Consider the following 22,955-nt stretch of genomic DNA (forward strand, 5'->3'; position numbering starts at 1 on the left):
GTGATCAGTGGCCTTGCGGGGTTCCGCCCATCCGGCTTTGCACCTTCAGGGCTATGGTCGTGAGAATGACGGTGAGGGCGATGAGCAACGCGGAGGCGGCATTCACCTCCGGCGTCACCGAGAAGCGGACCATCGAATAGACTTTCACCGGGAAGGTGATGGTGTTCGGGCCGCTGGTGAAGAAGGTGATGACGAAATCGTCGAGGCTGAGCGTGAAGGCGAGGAGCGCGCCGGCAACGAGGCCCGGCTTCATGTGCGGCAGCAGCACGTCGCGGAACGCCTGCCATTCGCTGGCGCCAAGATCCTTCGCGGCTTCCTCTTCCTCGCGGTTGAAGCTGGTCAGGCGCGAGCGCACCACCATCGTCACGAACGGGAAGCAGAAGGTGATGTGCGCGATGATGATTGCGCCGAGGCTGAAAGGCCACGGCAGGTCGGTCGGGAAACCGATCTTGGCGAAGAACACGAGCATGGCGACGCCCATGCAGATTTCCGGCACCACGATCGGCAGCGCCATCGCGCCTTCGGTCGCGGTCTTGCCCGGGAAGCGGAAGCGCCAGAGCATCACGGCGGCGAGCGCGCCGATGACGACGCTGACGATCGTGCTGATGAAAGCGATGGTGAGCGAGTTGCCCATCGCGACCATCAGCGAGTCGTTGTCGAGCGCTTTCTCGTAATATTTGAGCGTGAAGCCGCGCCACAGGATGTTGCGCTTGCTGTCGTTGAAGCTGAACGCGACGAGCGTGATGAGCGGCGCATAGAGGAAGAACAGCACGAGGCCGACCCACGCGCGCATCCAGAGGCGCTTCGTGTATTCGAGCGGGGCGAGCGGGACGCGGGCCTTGAAGAGGCTCATTGGCGGCGCTCCGCCTGGCGCGATTTCATGGCCTGGAACGCGATGGCGATGAAGGTTGCGTACATCAGAAGGAACGACAGCGCCGCGCCGAACGGCCAGTCGTTGGCGCGCTTGAACTGCCGCTCGATGACGTTCGCGATCATCTGGCTGTCGGTGCCGCCGAGGAGGTCCGGTGTCAGATACGCGCCGAGCGCGGGCACGAAGGTGATGATGATGCCCGAGATGATGCCGGGCGCGGCAAGCGGCGCGACAATGCTGAGCAGCGTGCGGACGTGCCCGGCGCCAAGATCCAGGCTCGCCTCGATGAGCGATTTGTCGAGCCGGTCGAGCGCCGCGTAGAGCGGCAGCACCATGAACGGCAGGTGGACGTAGACGAGGCCGAGGACGACGGCGAAATTGTTGTAGAGCAGCGGGAGCGGCTCGAAGGTTCCGAGCGGTTGGAGACCTGCAAAGGTCATCACCCCGCTCCATTTGTCCCACATCCAGCCGATCGTCTGGTTCGCATAACCTTCGGTCCGTAGCACCGCCATCAGCGCATAGGTGCGGATGAGGAGGTTCGTCCAGAACGGCAGCATGATCGCAAGGAGCAGCCATGGCCGCCACTTTTCCGTCGCGAAGACGATTGCGAGCGCCACCGGGAAGCCAACGACGAGGCAGATGATTGTGGTGAGCGCGGCGACTCCGACAGATTTCACGAAGATGCCGAGGTAGAGCGGTTCGAGCGCCCGCGCATAATTCGCGAACGTGCCGCTGATATCGATTTCGGTGAGGCCGACGTTTCGGCCGAAACTGTAAAGCCAGACGAGGCCGAGGGGGACGACGAAGAACAGGAGCAGCCAGAGGATGGGCGCGCCCGCAATGGTTGCGAACAGCGCCCGGTTCAGCTTCCAGTCCTGCATCTCGCGCTCCCCCTCGCGCCCTGTCCGCTAGGCCGCGCGCACGCGGGTGAAGGCTTCCTCGAAGATCGGCTGCATCTTGCCGTCGTAGGCGGCATACTCGCATTTCGCGAGTGCTTCCGCGGGCGGGAAGATAACAGGGTTGTTCTTGTAATCGTCAGGCATCAACGCCTTCGCCGCCTCGTTCGGCGTGGGATACAGAATATATTCGGCGATCTTCTTTCCGGCTTCCGCATCGAGCAGATAATTGATGAAGGCGTGTGCGTTCAGCGGATGCGGAGCGCCCTTGGGGATGCACAGCGTATCGGAATTGAGCTGGCTGCCTTCTTTCGGAAGCACGAAGGCGATGTCGTCGTCCTCGGCCATGATCTGCGCAATGTCGCCGTTGTATTCCAGAACAAGATCAACCTCGCCCGAGAGCAGCAGATCCTGGCCGTTGTCCTCGTGGAACGCCTTTATGTTCGGCTTCTGCTTGATGAGCATCGCCTCGATCTGCTGCACGAGTTCAGGGGTAACGCCATTCACCGAATGGCCGAGATACTTCGCGCTGAGACGGAACATGTCGCCGGCTTCCGAGAGAACGGCGATGCGGCCTTTGTACTTGTCCGAATCGAACAGCCACTTCCAGCTGTCCGGCACGCCGTCCACCTTCGATTTTCGGTAGCCGATGCCGAGCGTGAGCCAGGTGTACGGCATCGAGAACTTGCGGCCCGGATCGTAGGCGACATCTTTGAATTCGGCGCCGATGTTGGCGATGTTGGGAATCTTCGCATGGTCGAGCGGCATCAGCATGTCCGCCTGCACCATGCGCTCCACGAAGTCGTTCGAGGGCACGATCACATCGAAGCCGGGGTTGCCCGCGCGCAGCTTCGCGAAGAGTTCGTCGTTGGTCGCGAACAGGCTCATGTTGACGTCGATGCCCGACGTGTCCTTGAAATCGTCGAGCGTGGTTTCGCCGATGTACGTGTCCCAGTTGTAGAAGTTGAGCTTGGGCTCTTCGCCGGTGGAGGCTTCGCCGGCTTCCTTCTTCTCGCAGCCCGCGAGCGCGCCGGTGAAGGTGATGCCGATGGCGGCGGCGCCGAGCCCCTGCAGAAGCGAGCGGCGGCCGATGCGTTTACGGATGCTGTCGAAGCTGTTCATGGTCCCTGTCTCCCGTTCATCGCCCGCCAGCGATCATCCCCGGACTTCAACGCTCTGACGGCGCTCGGCGGATGCTAACGCAGCCGTGACTGGCCGCAAGCCCCTCAGTCTCCCGAGGGTCATCAAAACCGTCTACCGCCGCCCGCGCAAATGCATTATGCAAACCGTGAGGTATCGAAAAATCCGATGGCAGAGATGAACATCACGTTCCGCCAGATCCGCTATTTCATCGCGGTCGCCGAGGCCCGGTCGGTCTCAGGCGGATCAAGTGCGGTCGGCATTTCGCAGTCAGCGGTGACGGATGCGATCCGCACGCTGGAGGCGGAAACCGGCGTCATGTTGTTCCACCGCCATGCCAAGGGCGTGACGCTGACGCGTGAGGGGCACCAGTTCCTGCGCCACGCGCGCTCGATCATCGACGCCATCGCCGACATGCAGGGCGGGGTCGGGCGCGAGCAGGACCTGACCGCAGGCAGCGTCCGCGTGGGCGTCACGCCCGTCGTCACCGGCTATTTCCTCTCCGACCTGCTGTCCCGCTTCAGGCGTATGTTTCCCCGCATCGAGGTCCAGCTCGTCGAAGAACGCCGCGACTACATCGAACACTTGCTCATCAACGGCGAACTCGATCTCGCCGTCCTGATGGTGAGCAACCTCGAAGAGCGCAGCGCGATCGACCACGAGGTGCTGCTCCGATCAGAATGCCGCGCATGGGTCGCTCCCTCGCACCCGCTGTCGGACGTCGATGGCCTTAGCCTCACCGACCTCGAAAACGAGCCGGTGATCGCCCTCACGCTCGACGAGCTCGAAGGGCTGATCGACGGCATCTGGTCCAAGTTCGACCACCCGCCGCGCGTCGCCTACCGCACCTCGTCGATGGAGGGCGTGCGCAGCCTTGTCGGCACGGGGGCGGGAATCACGCTGCTCCCCGATCTCGTCTACCGGCCCTGGAGTCTCGAAGGCGACCGCATCATCGCCAAGCGCACGCGCGAAAGCCTGCCCACCGTGGACATCGGCATCGCCTGGAGGCGCCTCACCCGCCACAGCGAAGCGGCGACATTGTTCATGGAGACGGTGCACGAGCACCGACGGTAAAGTTCAGGAAGGCCGCTTCGCGATCCAGATGATGTGGCGGGCGCCGCGGCGCTCGCCGTTGGTGCGGACGACGGTTTCTTCCACCTCGAAATTCGCCTTGATGAGCCGGTTCTTGAATGCGTGGTCCGGCGCGGCGGACCAGACGGCTAGGATACCGCCGGGTCGGAGCGCCTCGCGGGCGGCGATCAGGCCCTTGCGGCTGTAGAGCCGGTCGTTGTCCGGGTGGGTGAGGCCGTCGGGGCCATTGTCCACATCGAGCAGGATGGCATCGTAATGCGATCGCACGTCGCCGATCAGGTCCGCGACATCCTCCACGGCCACCGTGGCGCGAGGGTCGTCGAGACACCCGTCGAAGATGTGCGCCATCGGCCCGCGCGCCCAGGCCACCACCGAGGGGACGAACTCGGCGACGGTGACCGACGCGTCTGCCGGAAGTTTGGCAAGTGCGGCCCTTAGCGTGAAACCCATGCCGAGGCCGCCGATCAACATCCGGGGCTGCGGGCGCGACTGGATCTTGCCGCATGACAGGGAGGCAAGGGCTTCTTCCGAGCCCTTGAGGCGGCTGTTCATCAGCTCGTTTGAACCGAGCATTATCGAGAATTCGGTGCCGCGCTGGATGAGGCGCAGTTCGCCTCCGCCGGGTATCTTCGCGGTATCGATCAGAATGCGCGGAAGCACGGCTGTCTTTTCACCTTGCGGTCGCGTTCCGGATGATCAGCGCTTCGAACGTTTTTTCCGAGCGGCGTAGCGCGCATCGCGGGCGGCTTTCTTTTCGGCCTCGGTCAGAGCGGCCGGCACAGCGGCTGCGGTGCTTGCAGCCTCGCGCTTCTGCGCTTCACGCTCGGCCCTGGCGGCCGCGTCTGCAGCGCGGCGGGCGGCGCGCTCTTCGGCTTCGGCCGCTTCGCGCGCAAGACGCGCGGCCTTGAGCTCTGCGAGCGCAGCCTCATCCACCGGAGGCTTAGCCTTCAACTTTTCGAGGGCTTTTTGCTTCGCCTGTTTGGCGAGGGCGGCACGATCCTGGAAACTCGGAACCTTGAACGACGTCATATTTGGTGAAGCTCTATCCGCTGGTGGGTTGAACGATCGGGCGGGCATCCGCTGGGGACACCCGCCCGGATACGCGTCAGGCGACCTGGAGGTTGACTGCCGAGGTCTTGCCGCGCTGATCGGTTTCCAGCTCGTAGGAAACGCGCTGATCCTTGTCGAGCGTGCGAAGACCGGCCTTTTCGACCGCCGAGATATGGACAAACGCATCGTTTCCGCCCGTTTCCGGCGCGATGAAGCCATAGCCCTTGTCTGCATTGAAGAATTTTACGGTTCCGGTGATCATAATGGGTATCCTTTGGCCCAATGTGTGACGGGAACGCATCAACAGCGATGCTTCCCGGCTTCTGTAAGGCTAGGCAGGGACAAAAGAGACCGAATCTCGGCCCGATATCCGTCGCTCGCGACGTCAGCGGGCGAATCTATAACCCAAAATCACCGAAAGCGCAAAACGTGCTCCGCGTCAGGCGTTCCTTAGGTACCATTCGTAGTCTAGCTCGGTGACCTCGCCGTAGAAACGGGCCATTTCGGTACGCTTCACGATCGAATAATATTTCACGAAGCGCGCCCCTAGATAGTCGTTCATCAGCGGCGAGCCTTCGAAGGCGTCGTTGGCGGCAAACCAGTTGTTGGGGAGCTTTACGCCCGCGCTCGCCTCATCCTCGTAGCCGTTGCCGACGACGGCGGGGCCGGGATCGATGCGGTTCGTGATGCCGTGGTGCATCGCGGCGAGCACGGCGGCGACGGCGAGGTAAGGGTTCGCGTCCGCGCCGCAGACGCGGTGCTCTACGTGGCGCGAGGCGGGCGAGCCTGCGGGGATACGCAAGGACACCGTGCGGTTGTTGACGCCCCATGTCGGCGCGACGGGCGCATAGCTGTTCGCCTTGAAGCGGCGGTAGCTGTTGGCATTCGGCGCGAAGACCGCCATCGATTCGCCGAGCGCGGCCTTCATGCCGCCGATGGCGTGGCGCAGGATCGGCGCGCCTTCGGGGTCTTCGCTCGCGAAGGCGTTGGAGCCGCTTTCGTCGGCCATCGAGATGTGAAGGTGCATGCCGTTGCCGGCCTCGTGCGCGAACGGCTTCGCCATGAACGTGGCCTCCAGGCCGTGTTTGACGGCGACGCCCTTCACGAGGCGCTTGTACATGACCGCGTCGTCCGTGGCGCGGAGCGCATCGGGCTTGTGGCGCAGCGTCAGTTCGAACTGGCCAGGGGCATATTCGGAAATCGCCGATTCGAGCGGAATGTTCTGGGCGTCGCACGCGGCGTAAAGATCGTCGAAGAACGGCTTGAAGTCTTCGAGCTCTCGCAGGCCATAGACCTGATTGTCGCCTGAGCGGTGGGGAGTGAGCAGGCCCTTTGCGGGGCGCGGCGTGCCGCCGGAGATGTCGAGCAGGAAGAATTCGAGCTCGACCGCGACGACGGGCGTGAGCCCGTCCGCCGCCAGCCGGTCGATGACGCTGCCGAGGACATGGCGCGGATCGAGATCGTTCGGCGTACCGTCGAGCTCATAGAAGCTGGTGAGGAACTGGCCGGCGTTCTCGCCGAGCCAGGGCGCGCGGACGAGCGTGCCGGGGATCGGCTTCACATACCGGTCGGCGTCGCCGTCTTCCCAGACGAGGCCGGTTTCCTCGGTATCGCGGCCGGTGATATCGACGACGACGGCCGAGCCGGGCAGGAAACGGCCGGATTCGTAGACGGCGATCACCTCGTGCTGGCGCAGGCGCTTGCCGCGCGGCACGCCGCACATGTTCGTGAAGATGATGTCGACCGCATCGATATCGGGGTTCGCCTCGAAAAAGGCGCGGGCCTCCGAAACGTCGGCGATCTTGTTGGAGGCAAGGGGCAGCTTGGTCATGGGTTCATTCCATAAGGCTTGAGAGGCATTCGCCCAAGACATTGCCGCGGGCGGCGGCGGGCGCAATCACAGCCGGTCTCTCAGCGCGTACCAGAGCATACCGGCGACGTAGAGCGGGTGGCGCAGCAGCGGCCCGCCGGGGAAGGGCTTCACGGGCAGCGATGCGAACAGGTCAAAGCGCTCGGCGGTGCCGCGCATCGCTTCGGTGATGAGTTCGCCTGCGAGCGTCGAGAGCAGGACGCCGTGGCCCGAGTAGCCGTGTGCGTAGAAGATATTGCCCTTGCGGCCGAAGTGCGGAAGGCGGTTCATGGTGACGCCGACGAGGCCGCCCCACGCATAGTCGATGCCGATGCCTTCAAGGCCGGGGAATGCCGCCTCCATGTAAGGCCGCACGAACCCGGCGACGTCGCGCGGCGGGCGCGGCGTGTATTTCTCGCCGCCGCCGAAGATCAGGCGATTGTCGGCCGAAAGGCGATAATAATTGAGGACGAAGCGGCTTTCGGAGATTGCAGCGCCCGACGGGATGAGCGCGCGGGCGCGTTCCTCGCCGAGCGGCTGCGTCGCGACATTGTAGTTCGCCACCGGCATCGTGTAGCGGCCGAGATTGGCGTCTATCTGGCTCGTGAAGGCGTCGCACGCGAGGACTACGTGGTGGGCGGAAACGCTGCCGTGCGTGGTGGTGACGCCGGGCCGATTGCCACCCGTGATGCGGAGGACAGGTGAACCTTCATAGAGCCGGACGCCGGCCGCGCGCGCGGCTTCGGCGAGGCCGAGCGCGTAGTTCAGCGGATGGAGGTGGCCGCCCGCCGAATCGTAGATGCCGCCGTGATAGCCCTTCGCCGAGACGATTCCCGCGGTCTGCTCCGGGCGCACAAGCTGCGCGGTGCCGTAGCCCATCACATAGTCGAGGCATTCCAGCTCGCGCTCCATGGCGGCGAGGTCGGCGGGTTTGCAGGCGGCGGTGAAATGACCGTGGCGGAGATCGCAGGCGATGCCGTGCCGGGCGATGCGGTCGTGGACGCGCGTGCGCGCCGTGTCGGCCACGCTGAACAAGCGCTGGGCGGTTTCCTGCCCGAAGCGCTCCACGAGATCGGTCGCGGACCAGCGCAGGCCGGGGATCATCTGGCCGCCGTTGCGTCCCGAAGCGCCCCAACCGATACGGTGTGCTTCGACAAGGGTGACGGCGTAGCCGGCTTCGGCGGCGGAGAGCGCGGCAGAGAGGCCGGTGTAGCCGCCGCCGACGACGCAGACGTCTGTGGCCGCGCTGCCTGTGAGTTGCGGCTGGGCCGGGAAGGGGTTGGCGGTCGCGGCGTAGTACGACGGCGCGTGCGGCTCAGCCAAGATCAGACCCTCAAGAGGAGGTGTTCGCGCTCCCAGGAACTGATCACCGACTGATACGCGAACAGCTCGGATTCCTTGATCGCGTAGAACACGTCGAAGAAGTCCTCACCGAGATGGTTGCGGACGGCCTTGCAGTGGCTGAAGCGATCAAGCGCGCTTTCGAGCGTGCGCGGCAACGTGCGCGCGCGGTTATAGGCGCTGCCCTGCAGACTCTTGGGCGGCTGCATCCGCTCGGTCATGCCGACATAGCCGCAGATGAGCGAGGCGGCGATGGCGAGATAGGGGTTTGAATCCGCGCCGGGCAGGCGGTTTTCGATGCGCCGGTTCTTCGCGTCCGAAACCGGGATGCGCAGCCCGCAGGAGCGGTTGTCGCTGCCCCACTGCACGTTGATCGGCGCGTCGCTATCGGGCCGCATTCGGCGGAACGAATTGACGTTCGGCGCGAACATCGGCGCGATCTGTGGCAAAAGGCGAACGAGACCTGCGATGTAGCTGCGGAACAGAGCGCTATCGCGGCCCTGCGGCGTGGTGAACAGGTTTCGGCCCGTGTCGCTATCGAGCAGCGACTGGTGGATGTGCATCGAACTGCCGGGCTGGTCCGACATCGGCTTGGCGAGGAAGGTGGCGTACACGCCATGTTCGAGCGCGACCTGACGGACGATGCGCTTGAAGAGCAGCACCTGATCGGCAAGCGCAAGCGGATCGCCGTGGACGAAATTGATCTCGAGCTGGGCGGCGCCGGACTCGTGGATCATCGTGTCGATGTTGAGCTCTGCCTTCTCGCAGAAATCGTAGATGTGCTCGATGATGTCCTCGAACTCCCCGAGCGCTTCGAGGCCGTAAGGCTGGCTCGCGGTTTCCGACCGGCCCGACCGGCCCGCGGGCGGTGTGAGCGGAAAATCGGAATCGAGGTTCTTGGAGACGAGGTAGAATTCCAGCTCCGGCGCGATCACCGGTTTCCAGCCGCGCCGCTCGTAGAGATTCAGCACCTTTTTCAGGATCATGCGTGGCGCGATGCCGAGCGGTTTCCCCTCGCGCGTATAGGCGTCCGCGATGACATAGGCGGTCGGTGTCTTGAACCCGGGCGCTTCGCGGATCGTCGACGGATCGGGCACCATCACCATGTCGGGGTCATAGTCGGGAATGATGTGATTGATGTCGTCCGGATATTCACCGGTGACGGTTACGGTGTAGACGCTGCCCGGAATGCGGAGCGTCTGGTCCGTGAGCGACTTCAGGAACTTGCCGGCAGGCAGAACCTTGCCGCGCTGAATGCCGTTCATATCGGGGACGATGCACTCGACCTCGCTGATACCGCGTTCACTGATCCAATTTGCAATTTCGGCTGACATGATCGGATAAACCCCCGTCTGGCATCATACTGCGCGGGCGGCACGCGATTGGCCAGAGGGATTTGCTGGAGCAGGGGGTATCGGTTTTTCCGATGGGGTCAACCGCCATCGACTGACAGCTTGACCGGCAACGCGGGGCTCAGCAGGTTCAAACACATGTCAACCGCACCGGACGCCCGTCAGCGCGCTGAACGCGCCCGCACCTTTCTGAAAACGCATCCCGGCAACGCCGATGCCCTTCGCGCGCTTGGTGCCGCGCTACGCAGCATGGGGGAGGAGGCGGCCGCCGAGGAGGCCGAAATGGGCGCGATCCAAGCCTCGACGCGCGACCCGGTGCTTGTCGAGGCCGCTGCCGCGCTTCTCGACAACAATATCCCGATCGCCGAACGCATCCTGCGTGCGCGGCTGAAGGAAAAACCCACCGACGTCGCCGCCATCCGCATGATGGCGGAGATCGCCGGGCGGCTCGGGCGCTATGGGGACGCCGAAAAGCTGCTGCGCCGCGCGCTCGAACTCGCGCCCGCATTCGGTGCGGCGCGTGCCAACCTGGCGACCGTGCTCTACCGGCAAAACAATCCCGCGGATGCCGTGGCGGAGCTTGACCGACTGCTCTCGGACGACCCCGACAATGCCGCGCACCGCAACCTCAAAGCCGCGGCGCTCGGGCGGATCGGCGGCTACGAGGAAGCGATCGCGCTTTATGAATCCGTGCTTGCCACCCACCCGGCGCAGCCGCGCGTGTGGATGAGCTATGGCCATGTGCTGAAAACCGTGGGTCGGCAGGCGGATTCGATCGCCGCCTACCGCAAGGCGATCGAACGCGCTCCGGGGCTCGGCGAGGTGTGGTGGAGTCTTGCCAACCTCAAGACCGTGCAGTTCACCGATGCGGACGTGGCGACGATGCGTGCGGCGCTGGAGAGTGACGGCATTAGCGACGATGATCGCTTCCACCTGCATTTCGCGCTCGGCAAGGCGCTCGAAGATGCGAAGGATCGCGCAGGTTCGTTCGGCCACTATCTGCAGGGCAACGCGCTACGCAAGGCGATGCTCGATTATGATTCGGGCGAAATCAGCAGCCTCGTTCGCGAGGCGGCGGCACTGATGGACCCAGCGTTCTTCGCGGAGCGCAAGGCACAAGGCGATCCAGCGCCCGATCCGATCTTCGTTCTTGGAATGCCGCGCGCGGGATCGACGCTCATCGAGCAGATTCTGTCGTCGCACCCGATGATTGAAGGGACACAGGAACTGCCCGATATCGCGGCGATGGCGCGGCGGCTTGGCGGCCGTAAGATGCGCGGCGAGGAGACCGCCTATCCGGCGTGCCTTGCGGACCTGTCCGCCGATGTGCTCGCCGAACTCGGCGCCGAATATCTGGAGCGCACGCGCATCCAGCGCAAGACCGACCGACCGCTGTTCATCGACAAGATGCCGAACAACTGGGCGCACACGGGCTTTATCCATCTGATCCTCCCGAATGCGAAGATCATCGATGCCCGCCGACACCCGCTCGGCTGCTGTTTTTCGAACTTCAAGCAGCATTTCGCGCGGGGGCAGGCTTTCAGTTACGACCTTTCCGACCTCGGCCGTTACTACCGAGATTATGTGGCGATGATGGCGGTGATCGACGACGCGCTTCCCCGCCGCGTGCACCGTGTTTTCTACGAAGACATGGTCGAGAATACGGAAGGCGAGGTACGGCGGCTGCTGGATTACGTGGGCGTGCCGTTCGATCCGGCGTGCCTGCGCTTTTTCGAAAACGACCGCGCGGTGCGAACTGCCAGCTCCGAACAGGTACGGCGTCCGATCAACCGGGAAGGCATGGAGCAATGGCAAGCGTTTGCGCCGTGGCTGCAGCCCCTCGAAGCAAGTCTCGGGCCCGTGCTTACCGCGTATCCGGGGGTGCCGCCGGTCGCTTTGCTGTTGCAATAATGTGACGCCCGATCAGCAATATGACATCTGTATAATAAAGCGGCCGGACCCGAATTGACCACTGTTCCGTGCGACGCCAATCTTCACGCGGGACAGCAAAAGCTGAAGGGGGAAAAGGGTGCACCTGCGAAATCATGTGACGATCAGGGCTGCAGTCGCCAGTGGCGTACTGCTTGGTTCCACCATGCTCACGGCGCCGGCGCTCGCACAGGAAGCGCAAGAGGCCATCGGCGACACCATCATCATCACGGCGCAGAAGCGCGAGGAAAACCTGCAGGACGTGCCGATCGCAGTCGTCGCGCTCGGCACGCAGAAGCTCCAGCAGCTTCAGGTGCAGGATTTCGACGACTATGCACGCTACCTGCCGAGCCTTTCGTACCAGTCGCTCGGGCCGGGCGCTTCGAATGTCTATTTCCGCGGCGTCGCTTCGGGCGAGAACGCGAACCATTCGACCTCGCTACCGTCGGTCGGCATGTATCTCGACGAGCAGCCAATCACGACTATCCAGGGCAACCTCGACATCCATATCTACGACATTGCGCGCGTAGAGGCGCTCGCGGGTCCGCAGGGCACGCTGTACGGGGCATCGAGTCAGGCCGGTACGGTGAAGATCGTGACGAACCGCCCGGACACGAGCGGTTTCTACGGCGCTGTCGATGCCGAGGTGAACACGGTCGCGCACGGCGAGGAAGGCTATGTCCTCGAAGGTTTCATCAACGCGCCGCTTTCGGACAATGCGGCGGTGCGCGTGGTCGGTTGGTACGACAAGGACGGCGGCTATATCGACAATATCCCGGGCTCGCTGACCTTCCCGACATCGGGGATCACCTTCAACAACGCGCCCTATGTCGAGGACGACTACAACGACGTCGAGACCTACGGCGGGCGCATTGCGCTTGAGATCGATCTCAACGAGAACTGGACGGTGTTGCCGTCGCTGATGGGCCAGAAGCAGAAAAGCTACGGCTCGTTCACCCAGGAAGCCGGGCTTGGCGAGTTGCAGGTGCAGCAATTCAACCCCGAACGCTACAATGATCGCTGGTTCCAGGCCGCACTCACGATCGAAGGCAAGATCGGCAGCTGGGATCTGACCTATGCCGGCGCCTACATGAAGCGCAAGATCGACAGCGAGTCCGACTATGTCGACTACGCGTATTTCTATGATGCGCTCTTTGCGTCAGGCGGTTCATTTTACGACAATGACGATAATCTGGTGAATCCAAACCAATATATCATTGGCACCGATCGTTTCACCAAGCAGAGCCACGAGTTGCGCATCGCTTCGCCGGCGGATCAGCCGCTGCGCTTCATCGGCGGCGTGTTCTATCAGCGGCAGTCGCACAACATCGAGCAAAACTACATCGTCGACGACATCGCCGATTCGATCACCGTGCCGGGAACGGACAGTAATATCTGGCTGACCAAGCAGCTTCGCATCGACCGTGACTATGCCGCGTTCGGCGAGGTTTCATACGACGTGACCGAGAAGCTGACGCTGAGCGGTGGTATCCGCGTTTACAAATACAAGAACTCGCTCGAAGGCTTCTTCGGGTACAGCGATGGCTTCAGCAGTCGGACGGGTGTTGCGGCGTGTTTCACGGACGACGAAGGTGAGTTGCTTCCGCCGACCATCAAGGGGAGCCCCTGCACAAACCTCGACAAGACGACATCGGACACCGACTTCATCCATAAGCTGAACGCGACCTATAAGCTGACCGATGATGCGATGGTCTATGCAACATGGTCGCGCGGTTTCCGGCCGGGCGGCGTCAATCGCCGCGGCACACTGCCGCCTTACGGAGCGGACGAACTCGACAACTACGAACTTGGCTGGAAGACGACGTGGGCTGATGGCGCATTCCGCTGGAACGGCGCCGTCTATTACGAGAAGTGGACCAACATCCAGCTCTCGTTCCTTGGCGCCAACGGCCTCACCGAGGTTCGTAACGCCGGCGATGCGCGCATCTGGGGTATTGAAAGCGATATTTTCATCCGCGCGTCGGAAGGCCTGACCTTCAACGCGGGCTTCAGCTACAACGACGCGCAGAGCACCAAGGACTTCTGTCTCATCGCGAACCCACAGTTTGATTGCACGCTGCCGGGGCCAGACGACGAGGAAAATGCATTGCTGGCGCCTTCCGGTACGCGTCTGCCCGTCTCGGCCAAGTTCAAGGGCAACGCCTTTGCGCGCTACGAATTCCCGGTGGGCGGTCTCGAGGCGCATCTGCAGGGTGGCCTCGTCTATGAGGGCAAACGCACCAGCGATCTTCGCCTTTATGAACGCGCACTCGTCGGTTCGTTGCCGTCTTACACGACGGTCGACATTAGCGCGGGCGTAACCAACGGATCGTGGTCGGTGGAACTCTACGCCCGCAACCTGTTCGACTCGCGCGGGCAGGTAACGCGCACGATCCAGTGCGGCGAGAGCGTCTGCGGCGACCCCGACGGCGTGACCGATATCGGCGGCAAGTTCTACACGGTGGTAACGACGCCGCGGACCATCGGCCTGAAGGTCGGCACCAAGTTCTGAGGCCGCGCGGCGGGAGCTTCGTGTGAATAACGAGGCTCCCGCCCTCGGCTGCTCGGTTCTGGATAGCGCTCGTGCAGTTGATTGCCGGGCTTGTTCGTGCGCCGTCAAAAAGCAGCGCTGAATGGAGATCAGGGCGCGACAAAAGGTTAACGCGCCGATATAGGAGCCTCGCAGCTTTGGGAGGGTGAGGTTGGCACGCGCGCAGTTTCAACGTCTGGATCCTGATTTTCGGCGCCAGAGCCTGATCGACGCGACCGCGCATTGTCTTGCCCGCTACGGAATCGGCGGCACGTCCGTACGGGTGATTTGCGCGGAGGCGGGCGTTTCTGCCGGGCTGCTGCGCCACTATTTCGCTGGCATCGACGAGCTCGTCGCCGAAACTTATGCTGACGTCGGCGACCGGCTGGTGGCGAACATGATTGCGGCGGCGGACAAGGCGGGGCCGGACCCACGCGAACAGCTCCGCGCCTTCGTCATGGCAAGCTTCAAGCCACCGATCGCCGACCCTGACCTTCTGGCGACGTGGCTCGCATTCTGGAGCCTTATCAAAAGCGATGCACGCATCCGCGAGCTTCATACCGAAAACTATGCGAGCCACCGGCGGCCGGTGGAAAGGATGGTCGCGGAAATCCTGGGCCCCGAGGCGAGCCATGTGGACGTGCGGCTGACGGCCGTGGGCGTGACGGCGCTGGTCGACGGGCTCTGGCTGGAGCTTTGTCTCGACGCATCGAGCTTCACGCCCGAGGAGGCGTCACGCATTGCTGACAAGTGGCTGAACACGCTCGTTGGCGACCCGCTGAAAGTGCTTGCCGACTGAGCCACTCATTTCTTACACCTGTAAAACAGGTGGGAGATTATTTCGAATGCTGAAAACCGGAACTTCGCTCGTCCTCGCAGCCCTGCTGGCGGCTGCTCCGAGGTTGGCTGCAACCCCGGCGCAGGTCGACGACGCCAAGGCCATGCTCGGCAAATCGATTGCCTTTCCCACCGTCGCCGGGCGCGGACAGGTGCCAGTTTACGCGGCCTATCTGGCGGGCGAACTCAAAGGCGCTGGTTTCAAGGACAGCGAGATCAGCATCGAACCGCTCGGCGAAACCGCCTCGCTGATCCTGACGTGGAAAGGGGCCGGCAAGAAGAAGCCGATTGTGCTCAACGCGCATATGGATGTCGTTGAGGCGAAGCGCGAGGACTGGGAACGCGACCCGTTCGTGATGGCGGAAGACGGCGGCTATCTCTTCGGGCGCGGCATCAGCGACAACAAGTTCGACGTCGTGATGCTCGTGCAGACGCTGATGACTCTGAAGCGCGAAGGCTTCAAACCGTCGCGTGACATCGTGCTGTTCCTGACCGGCGACGAGGAAACCGCGCAGAAGACCGTGGCAGCGATCGCGCCCCGCTACAAGGACGCAGCGATGGTGCTGAACGGCGATGGCGGCGGCGGCACACTCGGCGCCGACGGGAAGCCACTCTATTATACGATGCAGACGGCGGAGAAGACCTACGCCGACTACAAGCTCACCGTGACTGATCCCGGCGGCCATTCGAGCGCGCCGCGTGCGGAAAACGCGATTCTGGAACTTGGCGCGGCATTGAAACGGATCGCCGATGCGCCGTTCCCGCCCGAAACGAGCGAGACGACGCGGGCCTATTTTGCGGCGTCGGCGAAGCGGACGCCGGGAGAGGCGGGGGAGGCGATGGCGCGCTTTGCGGCCAACCCAACCGATACGGCTGCGGCGGATATCCTGGCGAAGTACCCCGAGCACATCGGGACGACACGCACGACCTGCGTGCCCACCATGATCAATGGGGGCCATGCCGAGAACGCGCTGCCGCAGCGTGTGGTGGCCAACATCAACTGCCGCATCTTCCCCGGCACGGCACCCGAAGCAGTGCGCCAGCGGCTGCAGCAGCTGGCGGGCGCCAAGGTGATGGTGACTCTCCCCGAACCCTTCCCGCAAAGCTCCACATCGCCGCTGCTGCCGGAGCTGGACGCCGCGCTCCGCAAGGCCGTGGACGGGCGAGCAAAGGGGCTTTCGATCATTCCGAGCATGTCGGCGGGCACCACCGACAGCTTGTTCTTCCGTGCCTCCGGCATCCCGAGTTACGGCGTTTCCGGCTTGTTCATGAAGCCGGAGGACGAATATGCGCACGGCTTAAACGAGCGCGTTCCGGCGAGTGCGATCGGCCCAGCGCTCGATCACTATCGGACGCTGATCGCGTCACTAGCCCGATAACGCTCCTCGCTATGCGGCCTGCCGCGCTGATGGTACTGTCCGGGCCGGGGCTAGTCTGGACATACTGCTATGAAGTCGTTTCTGAAACGGGCTTTCACGGACACGCTGCGCCGGCGCGAGTATGAGCTGAAGGACGTCCAGCACCCCTTGCGGAAAGCGCCCGCCTTCTTTCGGGCCATGACACCCAAGGGTCTTAATCCGGGGACGGTTATCGATGTCGGTGTGGGGTACGGCACGCCTTGGCTGATGGAAGGCTTTCCCGATGCCTACACCGTGCTCGTGGAACCCAATGAAGGGTTTCGCGAACACATCGAACACGTGATGGCGCCCCGCAGGGGGGAAGTTCATTTCGCTGCCGCAGGGCGCGAGGCATCGGAAATGACGCTGAACCTGAACATCCGGCGCCCAACCAGTTCCACGATGTCGAAACCTTCGGCGCGTCAGGTCGATGAGTTTGCGCGCCGCGGCTGGACGCGCGAGACGCGCGCCGTCACCGTGCCGGTCAAACGCCTCGATTCATTCGACCGCACCGCTTGGCCGAAACCATACCTGTTGAAGGTCGACTCGGAAGGCTTCGAGCTGGAGGTTCTGGCCGGTGCGACCGGCCTCTTTCCCGACATTCAATGCCTTATCGCCGAGGTTTCCGTGGCCGAGCGGTATGAGGGTGGATACGAATTCGCGACCTTCATTTCGACGCTGGACGGCTATGGGTTCAAGCTGTTCGACATTACGGACATGCTTCAGTTTGGGCGCAACGGCCGCCTCTCGACGATCGATGCAGTTTTCATACAGAAGGGGTCAGCGCTCCTCAGCGCCTGAGCACGGACGGTTTTGCGTTCGTGCAAAAACGTCTAAACACGTCCGATGTCTGTGCTTTCCATTTCCGGCCTTTCCAAAACCTACGCCGGCGGCTTCACTGCGCTGAAGTCTGTCGATCTTGAAATCCGCAAAGGCGAGATTTTCGCGCTGCTCGGGCCGAATGGCGCGGGAAAGACGACGCTGATCTCGATTGTGTGCGGGATTGTGACACCGACGACCGGCACGGTGATTGCCGACGGGCATCATATCCAGCGCGACTACCGTGCCGCGCGGATGAAGATCGGGCTGGTGCCGCAGGAGCTTCACACCGATGCCTTCGAAACCGTGTGGGCGACGGTGAGCCTGAGCCGGGGCATGTTCGGGCGGGCGCCGGATCCGACGCTGATCGAGCAGATCCTGAAGGACCTTTCGCTGTGGGAAAAGCGCAAATCGAAGATCATGGAGCTATCGGGCGGCATGAAGCGGCGCGTGATGATCGCGAAGGCGCTTTCCCACGAGCCGGAAATCCTGTTCCTCGATGAGCCGACGGCGGGCGTCGACGTCGAGCTGCGCCGTGACATGTGGAACCTCGTGCGGGGGCTGCGCGAACGCGGCGTCACCATCATCCTGACCACGCACTACATCGAGGAGGCCGAGGAGATGGCCGACCGCGTGGGCGTGATCAACAAGGGCGAGCTTATCCTCGTTGAGGAAAAGGCCGCGCTGATGACGAAGCTCGGCCGCAAGACGCTGACGCTGAACCTCGCCGAACCGCTCGCTGCCTTGCCGCCCGAGCTTGGCGATTGGAACCTGAAGCTGAAGGCGGACGGCAACGAGATCGAGTACGAGTTCGATGCGAACGCCGAGCGTACCGGCGTACCCTCGCTGCTCCGGCGCATGAGCGACATCGGGCTCACGTTCAAGGATCTCAATACGCGGCAAAGCTCGCTTGAAGACATTTTCGTCGATCTTGTCAGCGACCGGCAGGAGGTGCGGCCGTGATCTTCAATCGCTACGCCGTCTGGGCGATCTACAAGTTTGAACTGGCGCGCTTCCGGCGCACGATCTGGACGAGCCTGATCACGCCCGTCATCACGACGACGCTCTACTTCGTCGTGTTCGGATCGGCGATCGGCTCGCGGATGCAGGAGGTCGGCACGGTTCCCTACGGCGCGTTCATCGTGCCGGGGCTGATGCTGCTCACCATGCTGACCGAAAGCATCTCCAACGCCTCGTTCGGCATCTACATGCCGAAGTGGGTAGGAACGATCTATGAGCTGCTGTCCGCGCCGATCTCGGCGTTCGAGATCGTGCTCGCCTATGTCGGCGCGGCCGCAACGAAATCGGTGATCCTCGGCGTCGTGATTCTCGCGACTGCCAACCTCTTCGTCGACATCGATATCGTGCACCCGCTCTGGATGATACTGTTTATGGTGCTGCTGGCGGTGACGTTCTGCCTATTCGGCTTCATCATCGGCATCTGGGCGAAAAACTTCGAGCAGCTTCAGATCATTCCGCTGCTCGTGGTGATGCCGCTCACGTTCCTGGGCGGCGCCTTTTATTCGATCGATATGCTGCCCGCGGCGTGGCGCACGGCGACGCTGTTCAACCCCATCGTCTATCTGATGAGCGGCTTCCGCTGGAGCTTCTTCGGCCAGGGCGATGTGAGCGTCGAACTCAGCCTTGCGGCGATGTTCGGTTTCCTGGCGCTTTGCCTCGCCATCGTCGGGTGGATCTTCCGGACGGGCTACCGGCTGAAGAGCTGAGCGAAGGGTCTGCGCCGTCTCCGCGTCCGGGGCTGCGCCAGCAGCAGGTACATGACCGGAGTGACGATGCGGCTGAGCAGCGTCGAGGAAATGAGACCCCCGATAATCACCCACGCCAGCGGCGAATAGAGCGCCGAGCCGCCGAGTGCGAGCGGCATCAGGCCGCCGATCGCCGTGACTGAGGTGAGCAGCACCGGCAGGAAGCGGATTTCGCCCGCCTGTTCGATCGCTTCGCGAAGGCCGAGCCCGCGCGCGCGAAGCTGCGAGGTGAAATCGACGAGCAGGATCGAGTTCTTGATCTCGATGCCGATGAGGGCGACGAAACCGATGATACCCATGTAGCTCATCGGATAGCCGGTGAGCAGCAGCGCGATGATGCCGCCGAACATGCCGAGCGGGATGACGCCCGCGACCACCGCGACCTCGCGGAAGCGGCCGAATTCGGCGACGAGCACGGCCATGATGCTGAACACGGCGAGCAGCAGGATGCTGCCGATGCCGTCGAAGCTCTGCGCGCTCGCTTCCGCCTCTCCGCCGATGCCGAGCGCGTAGCCTTGCGGCAGCGTGAGGCTCTGCAGGCGCTCCACGACATCCTTGTTGACGCGCGAGGTAAGATAGCCGGCCTGCGTCCAAGCGGTGACCGTGATGTTGCGTTCGAGCTGGTAGCGATCGATGCGCGGCGGCACGCTCTTAAGATACGGCTTGGCCACTTCCGCGAGCGGGATGGCGTTGCCGCTGCTGGTGGTGACGTAGACGGATTGCAGCGCGGAAACAGGCTGCCGCTCCTCCATGGGAAGCCGCACGACGACGGGATAAGTATCGCCTTCATCGTCGCGAAAGTTCGCGGCGCGTTCACCGGCGATGGCGAGACGCAGCGCGCGCCGGGGCTCTCCCGGCTGCACGCCGAGCAGCGCTGCCTTGTCCGCATCGAGACCAAGGTCGAGATCGACGCGGTCGACCGCGAGGGGATTATCGATATCGCGCGTGCCGGGCGTGGCGCGAATGATCTTCGCAACTTCGCCGGCGATCATTTTCAGCACGCTGTTGTCGGGGCCGCTGATGCGGATAGCGATCGGCGCATCGATCGGCGGACCGTTCTCGAACATGCGAACCGTGATGCGGGCGTCTGGATCGGTGCTGAAAGTGCCGCGCAGCCGATCGAGCATCGCTTCGCTTTCATCGGCGATCCATTCGTTCAGCACGACGAACACCGCGCCCTTGCGCGATTCCTCGGTCAGCGAGCGCACGTTGTAATAGACTTGGGGATTGCCCGCTCCGCTGTTTTCCATGAGCGCGGCGACGTTGCCTTCCTTCGCGACTTCGGCGGCGACGCGGCGGACGACCCGGTCGGTCTGGGCAACGCTCGTCCCTTCGGGCGTTTCGACCTCCACCATGAAATAGGGCGCATCCGACGCAGGAAAGAGTTGCCAGCCCGCCACCGGGATGAGGCCGAGCGCGCCGATGCAGAGCGCCATTGAAATCGCGAGCGTGCGCTGCGGTTTTTCGAGCGCGTAGTGCAGCACTGGGCCGTAGAGCCGGTGGATACCGCGGGTGAGCGCCTTCAGGATCGCATTGCCTTCGGGATCATCGTCGCGGCGCAGAACGCGGCTGGCGAGAAAGGGGATGATCGTGAGTGAGACGACGAGCGACGCCCCGACCGTGTAGATGACCGCAAGCGGTAGCGAGCGCGTGAACTCGCCGGCCCCGCCAGGGAGGAACACCAGCGGCAGGAACGCGAACAGCAACACGCCCGTGGAGCCGAATACGGCGGCGGTGATTTCCTTCGTACCCGAAAGCGCGGCGGCGGTGCGCTCCGCGCCCATGCGCAGGTGGCGGGAGATGTTCTCTGTCACCACGATCGAGTCATCGACGATGAGACCGAGCGCGAGGATGAAACCCGAGACAGAAAGCTGGTTCAGCGAAAAGTTGAACACGTGCAGCAGCAGCACGCCGGTCGCGAGGCTGAGCGGGATCGAGATCATCACGATCAGCGAGGCGCGGGGGCCGAGCGGCAGCAGCGTGATGAGCACGAGGCCGAGCGCGATGCCGAAATCGCGCGCGAGCGTATCAAGCCGATTGCGGATATCGCGCGACTGATCGAAGCCGAGTTCGAGCTTGATGTCGGGCGGAAGCTGGCTGCGTGCCGCTGCGAGCGCGGTCTCGATGTCCTTGCGGATGCCGAGGACGTTGCCGTTTTCCTTCTGCATCGCGGTGACGAACACGGCGCGCTTGCCGTTGAACCGCGTGATGTGCGTGTGTTCGGCAGTGGACCAGTTTACCTCGGCGACGTCGCCGACACGCACCAGCGTTCCATCTTCGGCGCGGATCGGCACCGCGCGAATCTCTGCCAGGTCGCGATAGGCGCCGCCGGCGTCGACGTTCAGGCGATGCTCGCCCGAATGGACGGCGCCCGCGGGCAGATCGACGCCGCCGCTCTGGAGCGCGGTGACGAGCGACGAGGGCGGAATCTTGAGCTCTGCGAGGCGGCCGCCGTCGATGGCGATGCGGACCTCCGGGTTCGGCAGGCCGTAGATCTCGGTGGAGCGGATGCCATCGACGCGCGAAAGACGCTCGGAAAGGTCGGTCGCATATTTTTCCATGCGCCGCCACGAGGCCGAATCGCTCACGAGTGCAAGCTGAACAACAGCCGCATCGCTGGTGCGGACTTTCAGGTATTCGAGACTGGCAAGACCGGATGGAAGCCGGTCACGAATGGCGCCGATCTCGCGCACGACCTCGTCGAAATGCTGTTCCGGATCGCCGCCCCATTCGAACTCGGCGGTGATGACCGAGGCGCCGTCCTTCGAGGTGGAATCGACGTCGACGATGCCGTCGAGGCCCTTGATCACCTCTTCGATCGGCTTTGCGACGGTTTCCTCCATATCCTGCGCATCGGCGCCGGGCTGCGAGGCGACGACCAGCACAACGGGGATCGGCAGATGCGGATCGACGGCGCGCGGAATGTTGAGGAAGGCATAGATGCCAAGCGCGGCAAGCAGCGTGAAGAGGACGAGCGTCAGCTGCCAGCGGCTGACGGCGAAGCCGGCGAGGTTCATGTGCCGGAGACGGTTGGGGTGACGCGGCTGCCGTCGGTAAGCTGGCTGATCCCGGTGACAGCGATACGGTCTCCGGCCTTGAGCCCCGCGAGCACCGCGACGCCCCGGTCATTCATGGCGCCAGTGACGATGCGGCGAGCCTTTACCCGCTTGCCGCTCTCATCAAGTACATAGACGAAGGCTTCCCCGGCGCGCGCCGCGAACACCGCGCTGCTTGGCACGAGCATCGTTTCCGGGCCGCCACCGCGCATGGAGAGCGTCGCATGGCCGATCTGGCCGGATCTCAGCGCCGGATCTGGTGGGAGTGCGAGTTCGACCGCGAAAGTTCCTGTGCGCTCATCTGCGCGGCCGGCAACCTCGATGATGCGGGCGGCACGGGGGGCGGGGCCGAGCGCGGCAATGTCGATGGGAATGCTGCCGGTGCGGATGATGCCGGCGGCCTGTACATCGGTGATGGGGACACGCAGCACGAAGCCGTCGCGATTATCGCCGAAACTGATGACCGGTGTTCCGGCGTTCACGACCTGGTTCACCTCGGCAAAGCGACGGAGGATATGGCCGTCCGCAGGCGCAGTGATACGGGCCGTGCTGGCGGCGAACTGGGCGGACGTGGTTGCGGCCGCCGCTGCGCGATAGGCGGCTTCGGTGGTGTCGAGCCGCGCGCGTGTGACCCAACCCTTCGCGAAAAGATCGCGCGCACGGGCGAGATCGGCCTGAGCGCGGGTGCGCTCGGCTGCGGCGGCGGCGAGATCTGCACCGACGGTGGTCGTGTCAAGCGCCGCGAGCAGCTGCCCCTTCCGCACGCGGTCGCCTTCCTCCACCGCGATGGCTGCGATGCGGCCCGGTGTCGTGAAGCCCAGATCGATTTCGCGGCGCAGCCGGACGGTTCCGACCGCGCGGAACGCGTCGGCGCTCTCCACGGGGCGGGCTTCGGCCACGCGGACCGGCACGGGTGCGGCTTCGGACGGCTTTGCCGCCTCATCGTCCGCCGAACATGCGGCGAGGGCAATGAAGAGGGCCGCTGCGAAGGGCCGAACGGAGTTCATAGCGGGCAATCCACTTCCGAGTC

Annotated in this window: 19 protein-coding genes; 8 read left to right on the forward strand and 11 right to left on the reverse strand. The window is 63.6% G+C overall.

Annotation, left to right across the window (positions count from 1 at the left end):
- Positions 1 to 4 precede the first annotated feature (4 nt).
- From H2052_RS04010 to H2052_RS04020, 3 genes are read right to left on the reverse strand one after another with little or no spacing between them, the layout of a single operon-like run.
- Positions 5 to 853 carry an ABC transporter permease gene (locus tag H2052_RS04010; protein ID WP_293778359.1) on the reverse strand — a complete coding sequence of 283 codons (849 nt, stop codon included), beginning with the start codon at positions 851 to 853 and terminating at the stop codon, positions 5 to 7.
- Positions 850 to 1,752 carry an ABC transporter permease gene (locus H2052_RS04015; RefSeq protein ID WP_293778361.1) on the reverse strand — a complete coding sequence of 301 codons (903 nt, stop codon included), beginning with the start codon at positions 1,750 to 1,752 and terminating at the stop codon, positions 850 to 852. Before H2052_RS04015 ends, H2052_RS04010 begins: the two co-directional genes overlap by 4 nt.
- A gap of 27 nt (positions 1,753 to 1,779) precedes the next feature.
- Positions 1,780 to 2,889, reverse strand: a complete 1,110-nt coding sequence (locus tag H2052_RS04020; RefSeq protein ID WP_293778363.1) for a spermidine/putrescine ABC transporter substrate-binding protein — start codon at positions 2,887 to 2,889, stop codon at positions 1,780 to 1,782.
- 186 nt (positions 2,890 to 3,075) lie between these two features.
- Here H2052_RS04020 and H2052_RS04025 point away from each other — a divergent pair, with 186 nt between their 5' ends.
- Entirely contained in the window at positions 3,076 to 3,981 is a 906-nt protein-coding gene (locus H2052_RS04025) for a LysR family transcriptional regulator (protein ID WP_293778365.1), read from the forward strand.
- A gap of 3 nt (positions 3,982 to 3,984) precedes the next feature.
- On the opposite strand, the gene H2052_RS04030 is transcribed toward H2052_RS04025, so the two are convergent.
- From H2052_RS04030 to H2052_RS04055, 6 genes are all read right to left on the reverse strand, one after another.
- A complete protein-coding gene (locus tag H2052_RS04030) occupies positions 3,985 to 4,659 on the reverse strand; it encodes an MnmC family methyltransferase (protein ID WP_293778367.1) in 675 nt (224 codons plus the stop codon).
- Positions 4,660 to 4,695: 36 nt separating this feature from the next.
- Positions 4,696 to 5,028, reverse strand: a complete 333-nt coding sequence (locus H2052_RS04035) for a DUF6481 family protein (RefSeq protein WP_293778455.1) — start codon at positions 5,026 to 5,028, stop codon at positions 4,696 to 4,698.
- 76 nt (positions 5,029 to 5,104) lie between these two features.
- Entirely contained in the window at positions 5,105 to 5,311 is a 207-nt protein-coding gene (locus tag H2052_RS04040) for a cold-shock protein (protein WP_121053057.1), read from the reverse strand.
- Between the two features lie 177 nt (positions 5,312 to 5,488).
- Positions 5,489 to 6,880 carry a glutamine synthetase family protein gene (locus tag H2052_RS04045; RefSeq protein WP_293778371.1) on the reverse strand — a complete coding sequence of 464 codons (1,392 nt, stop codon included), beginning with the start codon at positions 6,878 to 6,880 and terminating at the stop codon, positions 5,489 to 5,491.
- 66 nt (positions 6,881 to 6,946) lie between these two features.
- Positions 6,947 to 8,221 (reverse strand): FAD-binding oxidoreductase, encoded by a 1,275-nt coding sequence (locus H2052_RS04050; RefSeq protein WP_293778373.1) that lies wholly within the window; start codon positions 8,219 to 8,221, stop codon positions 6,947 to 6,949.
- A 2-nt stretch (positions 8,222 to 8,223) separates the two neighbouring features.
- Positions 8,224 to 9,573 carry a glutamine synthetase family protein gene (locus H2052_RS04055; RefSeq protein WP_293778375.1) on the reverse strand — a complete coding sequence of 450 codons (1,350 nt, stop codon included), beginning with the start codon at positions 9,571 to 9,573 and terminating at the stop codon, positions 8,224 to 8,226.
- 300 nt (positions 9,574 to 9,873) lie between these two features.
- Between H2052_RS04055 and H2052_RS04060 the strand changes: the two genes are divergently transcribed.
- The 7 genes from H2052_RS04060 to H2052_RS04090 all read left to right on the forward strand — a co-directional run bounded on the left by H2052_RS04060 (position 9,874) and on the right by H2052_RS04090 (position 18,830).
- Positions 9,874 to 11,502 carry a tetratricopeptide repeat-containing sulfotransferase family protein gene (locus H2052_RS04060; RefSeq protein ID WP_293778457.1) on the forward strand — a complete coding sequence of 543 codons (1,629 nt, stop codon included), beginning with the start codon at positions 9,874 to 9,876 and terminating at the stop codon, positions 11,500 to 11,502.
- 118 nt (positions 11,503 to 11,620) lie between these two features.
- Entirely contained in the window at positions 11,621 to 14,032 is a 2,412-nt protein-coding gene (locus H2052_RS04065) for a TonB-dependent receptor (protein ID WP_366484201.1), read from the forward strand.
- Between the two features lie 190 nt (positions 14,033 to 14,222).
- A complete protein-coding gene (locus H2052_RS04070) occupies positions 14,223 to 14,849 on the forward strand; it encodes a TetR family transcriptional regulator C-terminal domain-containing protein (protein ID WP_293778377.1) in 627 nt (208 codons plus the stop codon).
- A gap of 46 nt (positions 14,850 to 14,895) precedes the next feature.
- Positions 14,896 to 16,266 carry a M20/M25/M40 family metallo-hydrolase gene (locus H2052_RS04075; RefSeq protein WP_293778379.1) on the forward strand — a complete coding sequence of 457 codons (1,371 nt, stop codon included), beginning with the start codon at positions 14,896 to 14,898 and terminating at the stop codon, positions 16,264 to 16,266.
- Positions 16,267 to 16,335: 69 nt separating this feature from the next.
- A complete protein-coding gene (locus H2052_RS04080; protein WP_293778381.1) occupies positions 16,336 to 17,085 on the forward strand; it encodes an FkbM family methyltransferase in 750 nt (249 codons plus the stop codon).
- A gap of 45 nt (positions 17,086 to 17,130) precedes the next feature.
- Positions 17,131 to 18,066 carry an ABC transporter ATP-binding protein gene (locus tag H2052_RS04085; protein WP_293778383.1) on the forward strand — a complete coding sequence of 312 codons (936 nt, stop codon included), beginning with the start codon at positions 17,131 to 17,133 and terminating at the stop codon, positions 18,064 to 18,066.
- Positions 18,066 to 18,830 (forward strand): ABC transporter permease, encoded by a 765-nt coding sequence (locus H2052_RS04090; protein WP_293778462.1) that lies wholly within the window; start codon positions 18,066 to 18,068, stop codon positions 18,828 to 18,830. The genes H2052_RS04085 and H2052_RS04090 overlap by 1 nt, the downstream gene beginning before the upstream one ends.
- On the opposite strand, the gene H2052_RS04095 is transcribed toward H2052_RS04090, so the two are convergent.
- The gene (locus H2052_RS04095; protein WP_293778385.1) at positions 18,812 to 21,886 is read right to left on the reverse strand and encodes an efflux RND transporter permease subunit; all 3,075 of its coding nucleotides are present in this window, start codon (positions 21,884 to 21,886) and stop codon (positions 18,812 to 18,814) included. The genes H2052_RS04090 and H2052_RS04095 overlap by 19 nt on opposite strands.
- A complete protein-coding gene (locus tag H2052_RS04100) occupies positions 21,883 to 22,932 on the reverse strand; it encodes an efflux RND transporter periplasmic adaptor subunit (protein ID WP_293778387.1) in 1,050 nt (349 codons plus the stop codon). Before H2052_RS04100 ends, H2052_RS04095 begins: the two co-directional genes overlap by 4 nt.
- Between the last annotated feature and the right edge of the window lie 23 nt (positions 22,933 to 22,955).

It is taken from the genome of Sphingosinicella sp. (genome assembly GCF_013911755.1).
GTDB lineage: Bacteria > Pseudomonadota > Alphaproteobacteria > Sphingomonadales > Sphingomonadaceae > Sphingosinicella.

Bases quoted from the DNA above. Each gene is read 5' to 3' on its own strand.
- H2052_RS04095 (WP_293778385.1), bottom strand. From the start codon at position 21,886: ATGAACCTCGCCGGCTTCGCCGTCAGCCGCTGGCAGCTGACGCTCGTC.
- H2052_RS04040 (WP_121053057.1), bottom strand. From the start codon at position 5,311: ATGATCACCGGAACCGTAAAATTCTTCAATGCAGACAAGGGCTATGGC.
- H2052_RS04035 (WP_293778455.1), bottom strand. From the start codon at position 5,028: ATGACGTCGTTCAAGGTTCCGAGTTTCCAGGATCGTGCCGCCCTCGCC.
- H2052_RS04045 (WP_293778371.1), bottom strand. From the start codon at position 6,880: ATGACCAAGCTGCCCCTTGCCTCCAACAAGATCGCCGACGTTTCGGAG.
- H2052_RS04080 (WP_293778381.1), top strand. From the start codon at position 16,336: ATGAAGTCGTTTCTGAAACGGGCTTTCACGGACACGCTGCGCCGGCGC.
- H2052_RS04100 (WP_293778387.1), bottom strand. From the start codon at position 22,932: ATGAACTCCGTTCGGCCCTTCGCAGCGGCCCTCTTCATTGCCCTCGCC.
- H2052_RS04075 (WP_293778379.1), top strand. From the start codon at position 14,896: ATGCTGAAAACCGGAACTTCGCTCGTCCTCGCAGCCCTGCTGGCGGCT.
- H2052_RS04085 (WP_293778383.1), top strand. From the start codon at position 17,131: ATGTCTGTGCTTTCCATTTCCGGCCTTTCCAAAACCTACGCCGGCGGC.
- H2052_RS04015 (WP_293778361.1), bottom strand. From the start codon at position 1,752: ATGCAGGACTGGAAGCTGAACCGGGCGCTGTTCGCAACCATTGCGGGC.
- H2052_RS04010 (WP_293778359.1), bottom strand. From the start codon at position 853: ATGAGCCTCTTCAAGGCCCGCGTCCCGCTCGCCCCGCTCGAATACACG.
- H2052_RS04055 (WP_293778375.1), bottom strand. From the start codon at position 9,573: ATGTCAGCCGAAATTGCAAATTGGATCAGTGAACGCGGTATCAGCGAG.
- H2052_RS04020 (WP_293778363.1), bottom strand. From the start codon at position 2,889: ATGAACAGCTTCGACAGCATCCGTAAACGCATCGGCCGCCGCTCGCTT.
- H2052_RS04060 (WP_293778457.1), top strand. From the start codon at position 9,874: ATGGGCGCGATCCAAGCCTCGACGCGCGACCCGGTGCTTGTCGAGGCC.
- H2052_RS04025 (WP_293778365.1), top strand. From the start codon at position 3,076: ATGGCAGAGATGAACATCACGTTCCGCCAGATCCGCTATTTCATCGCG.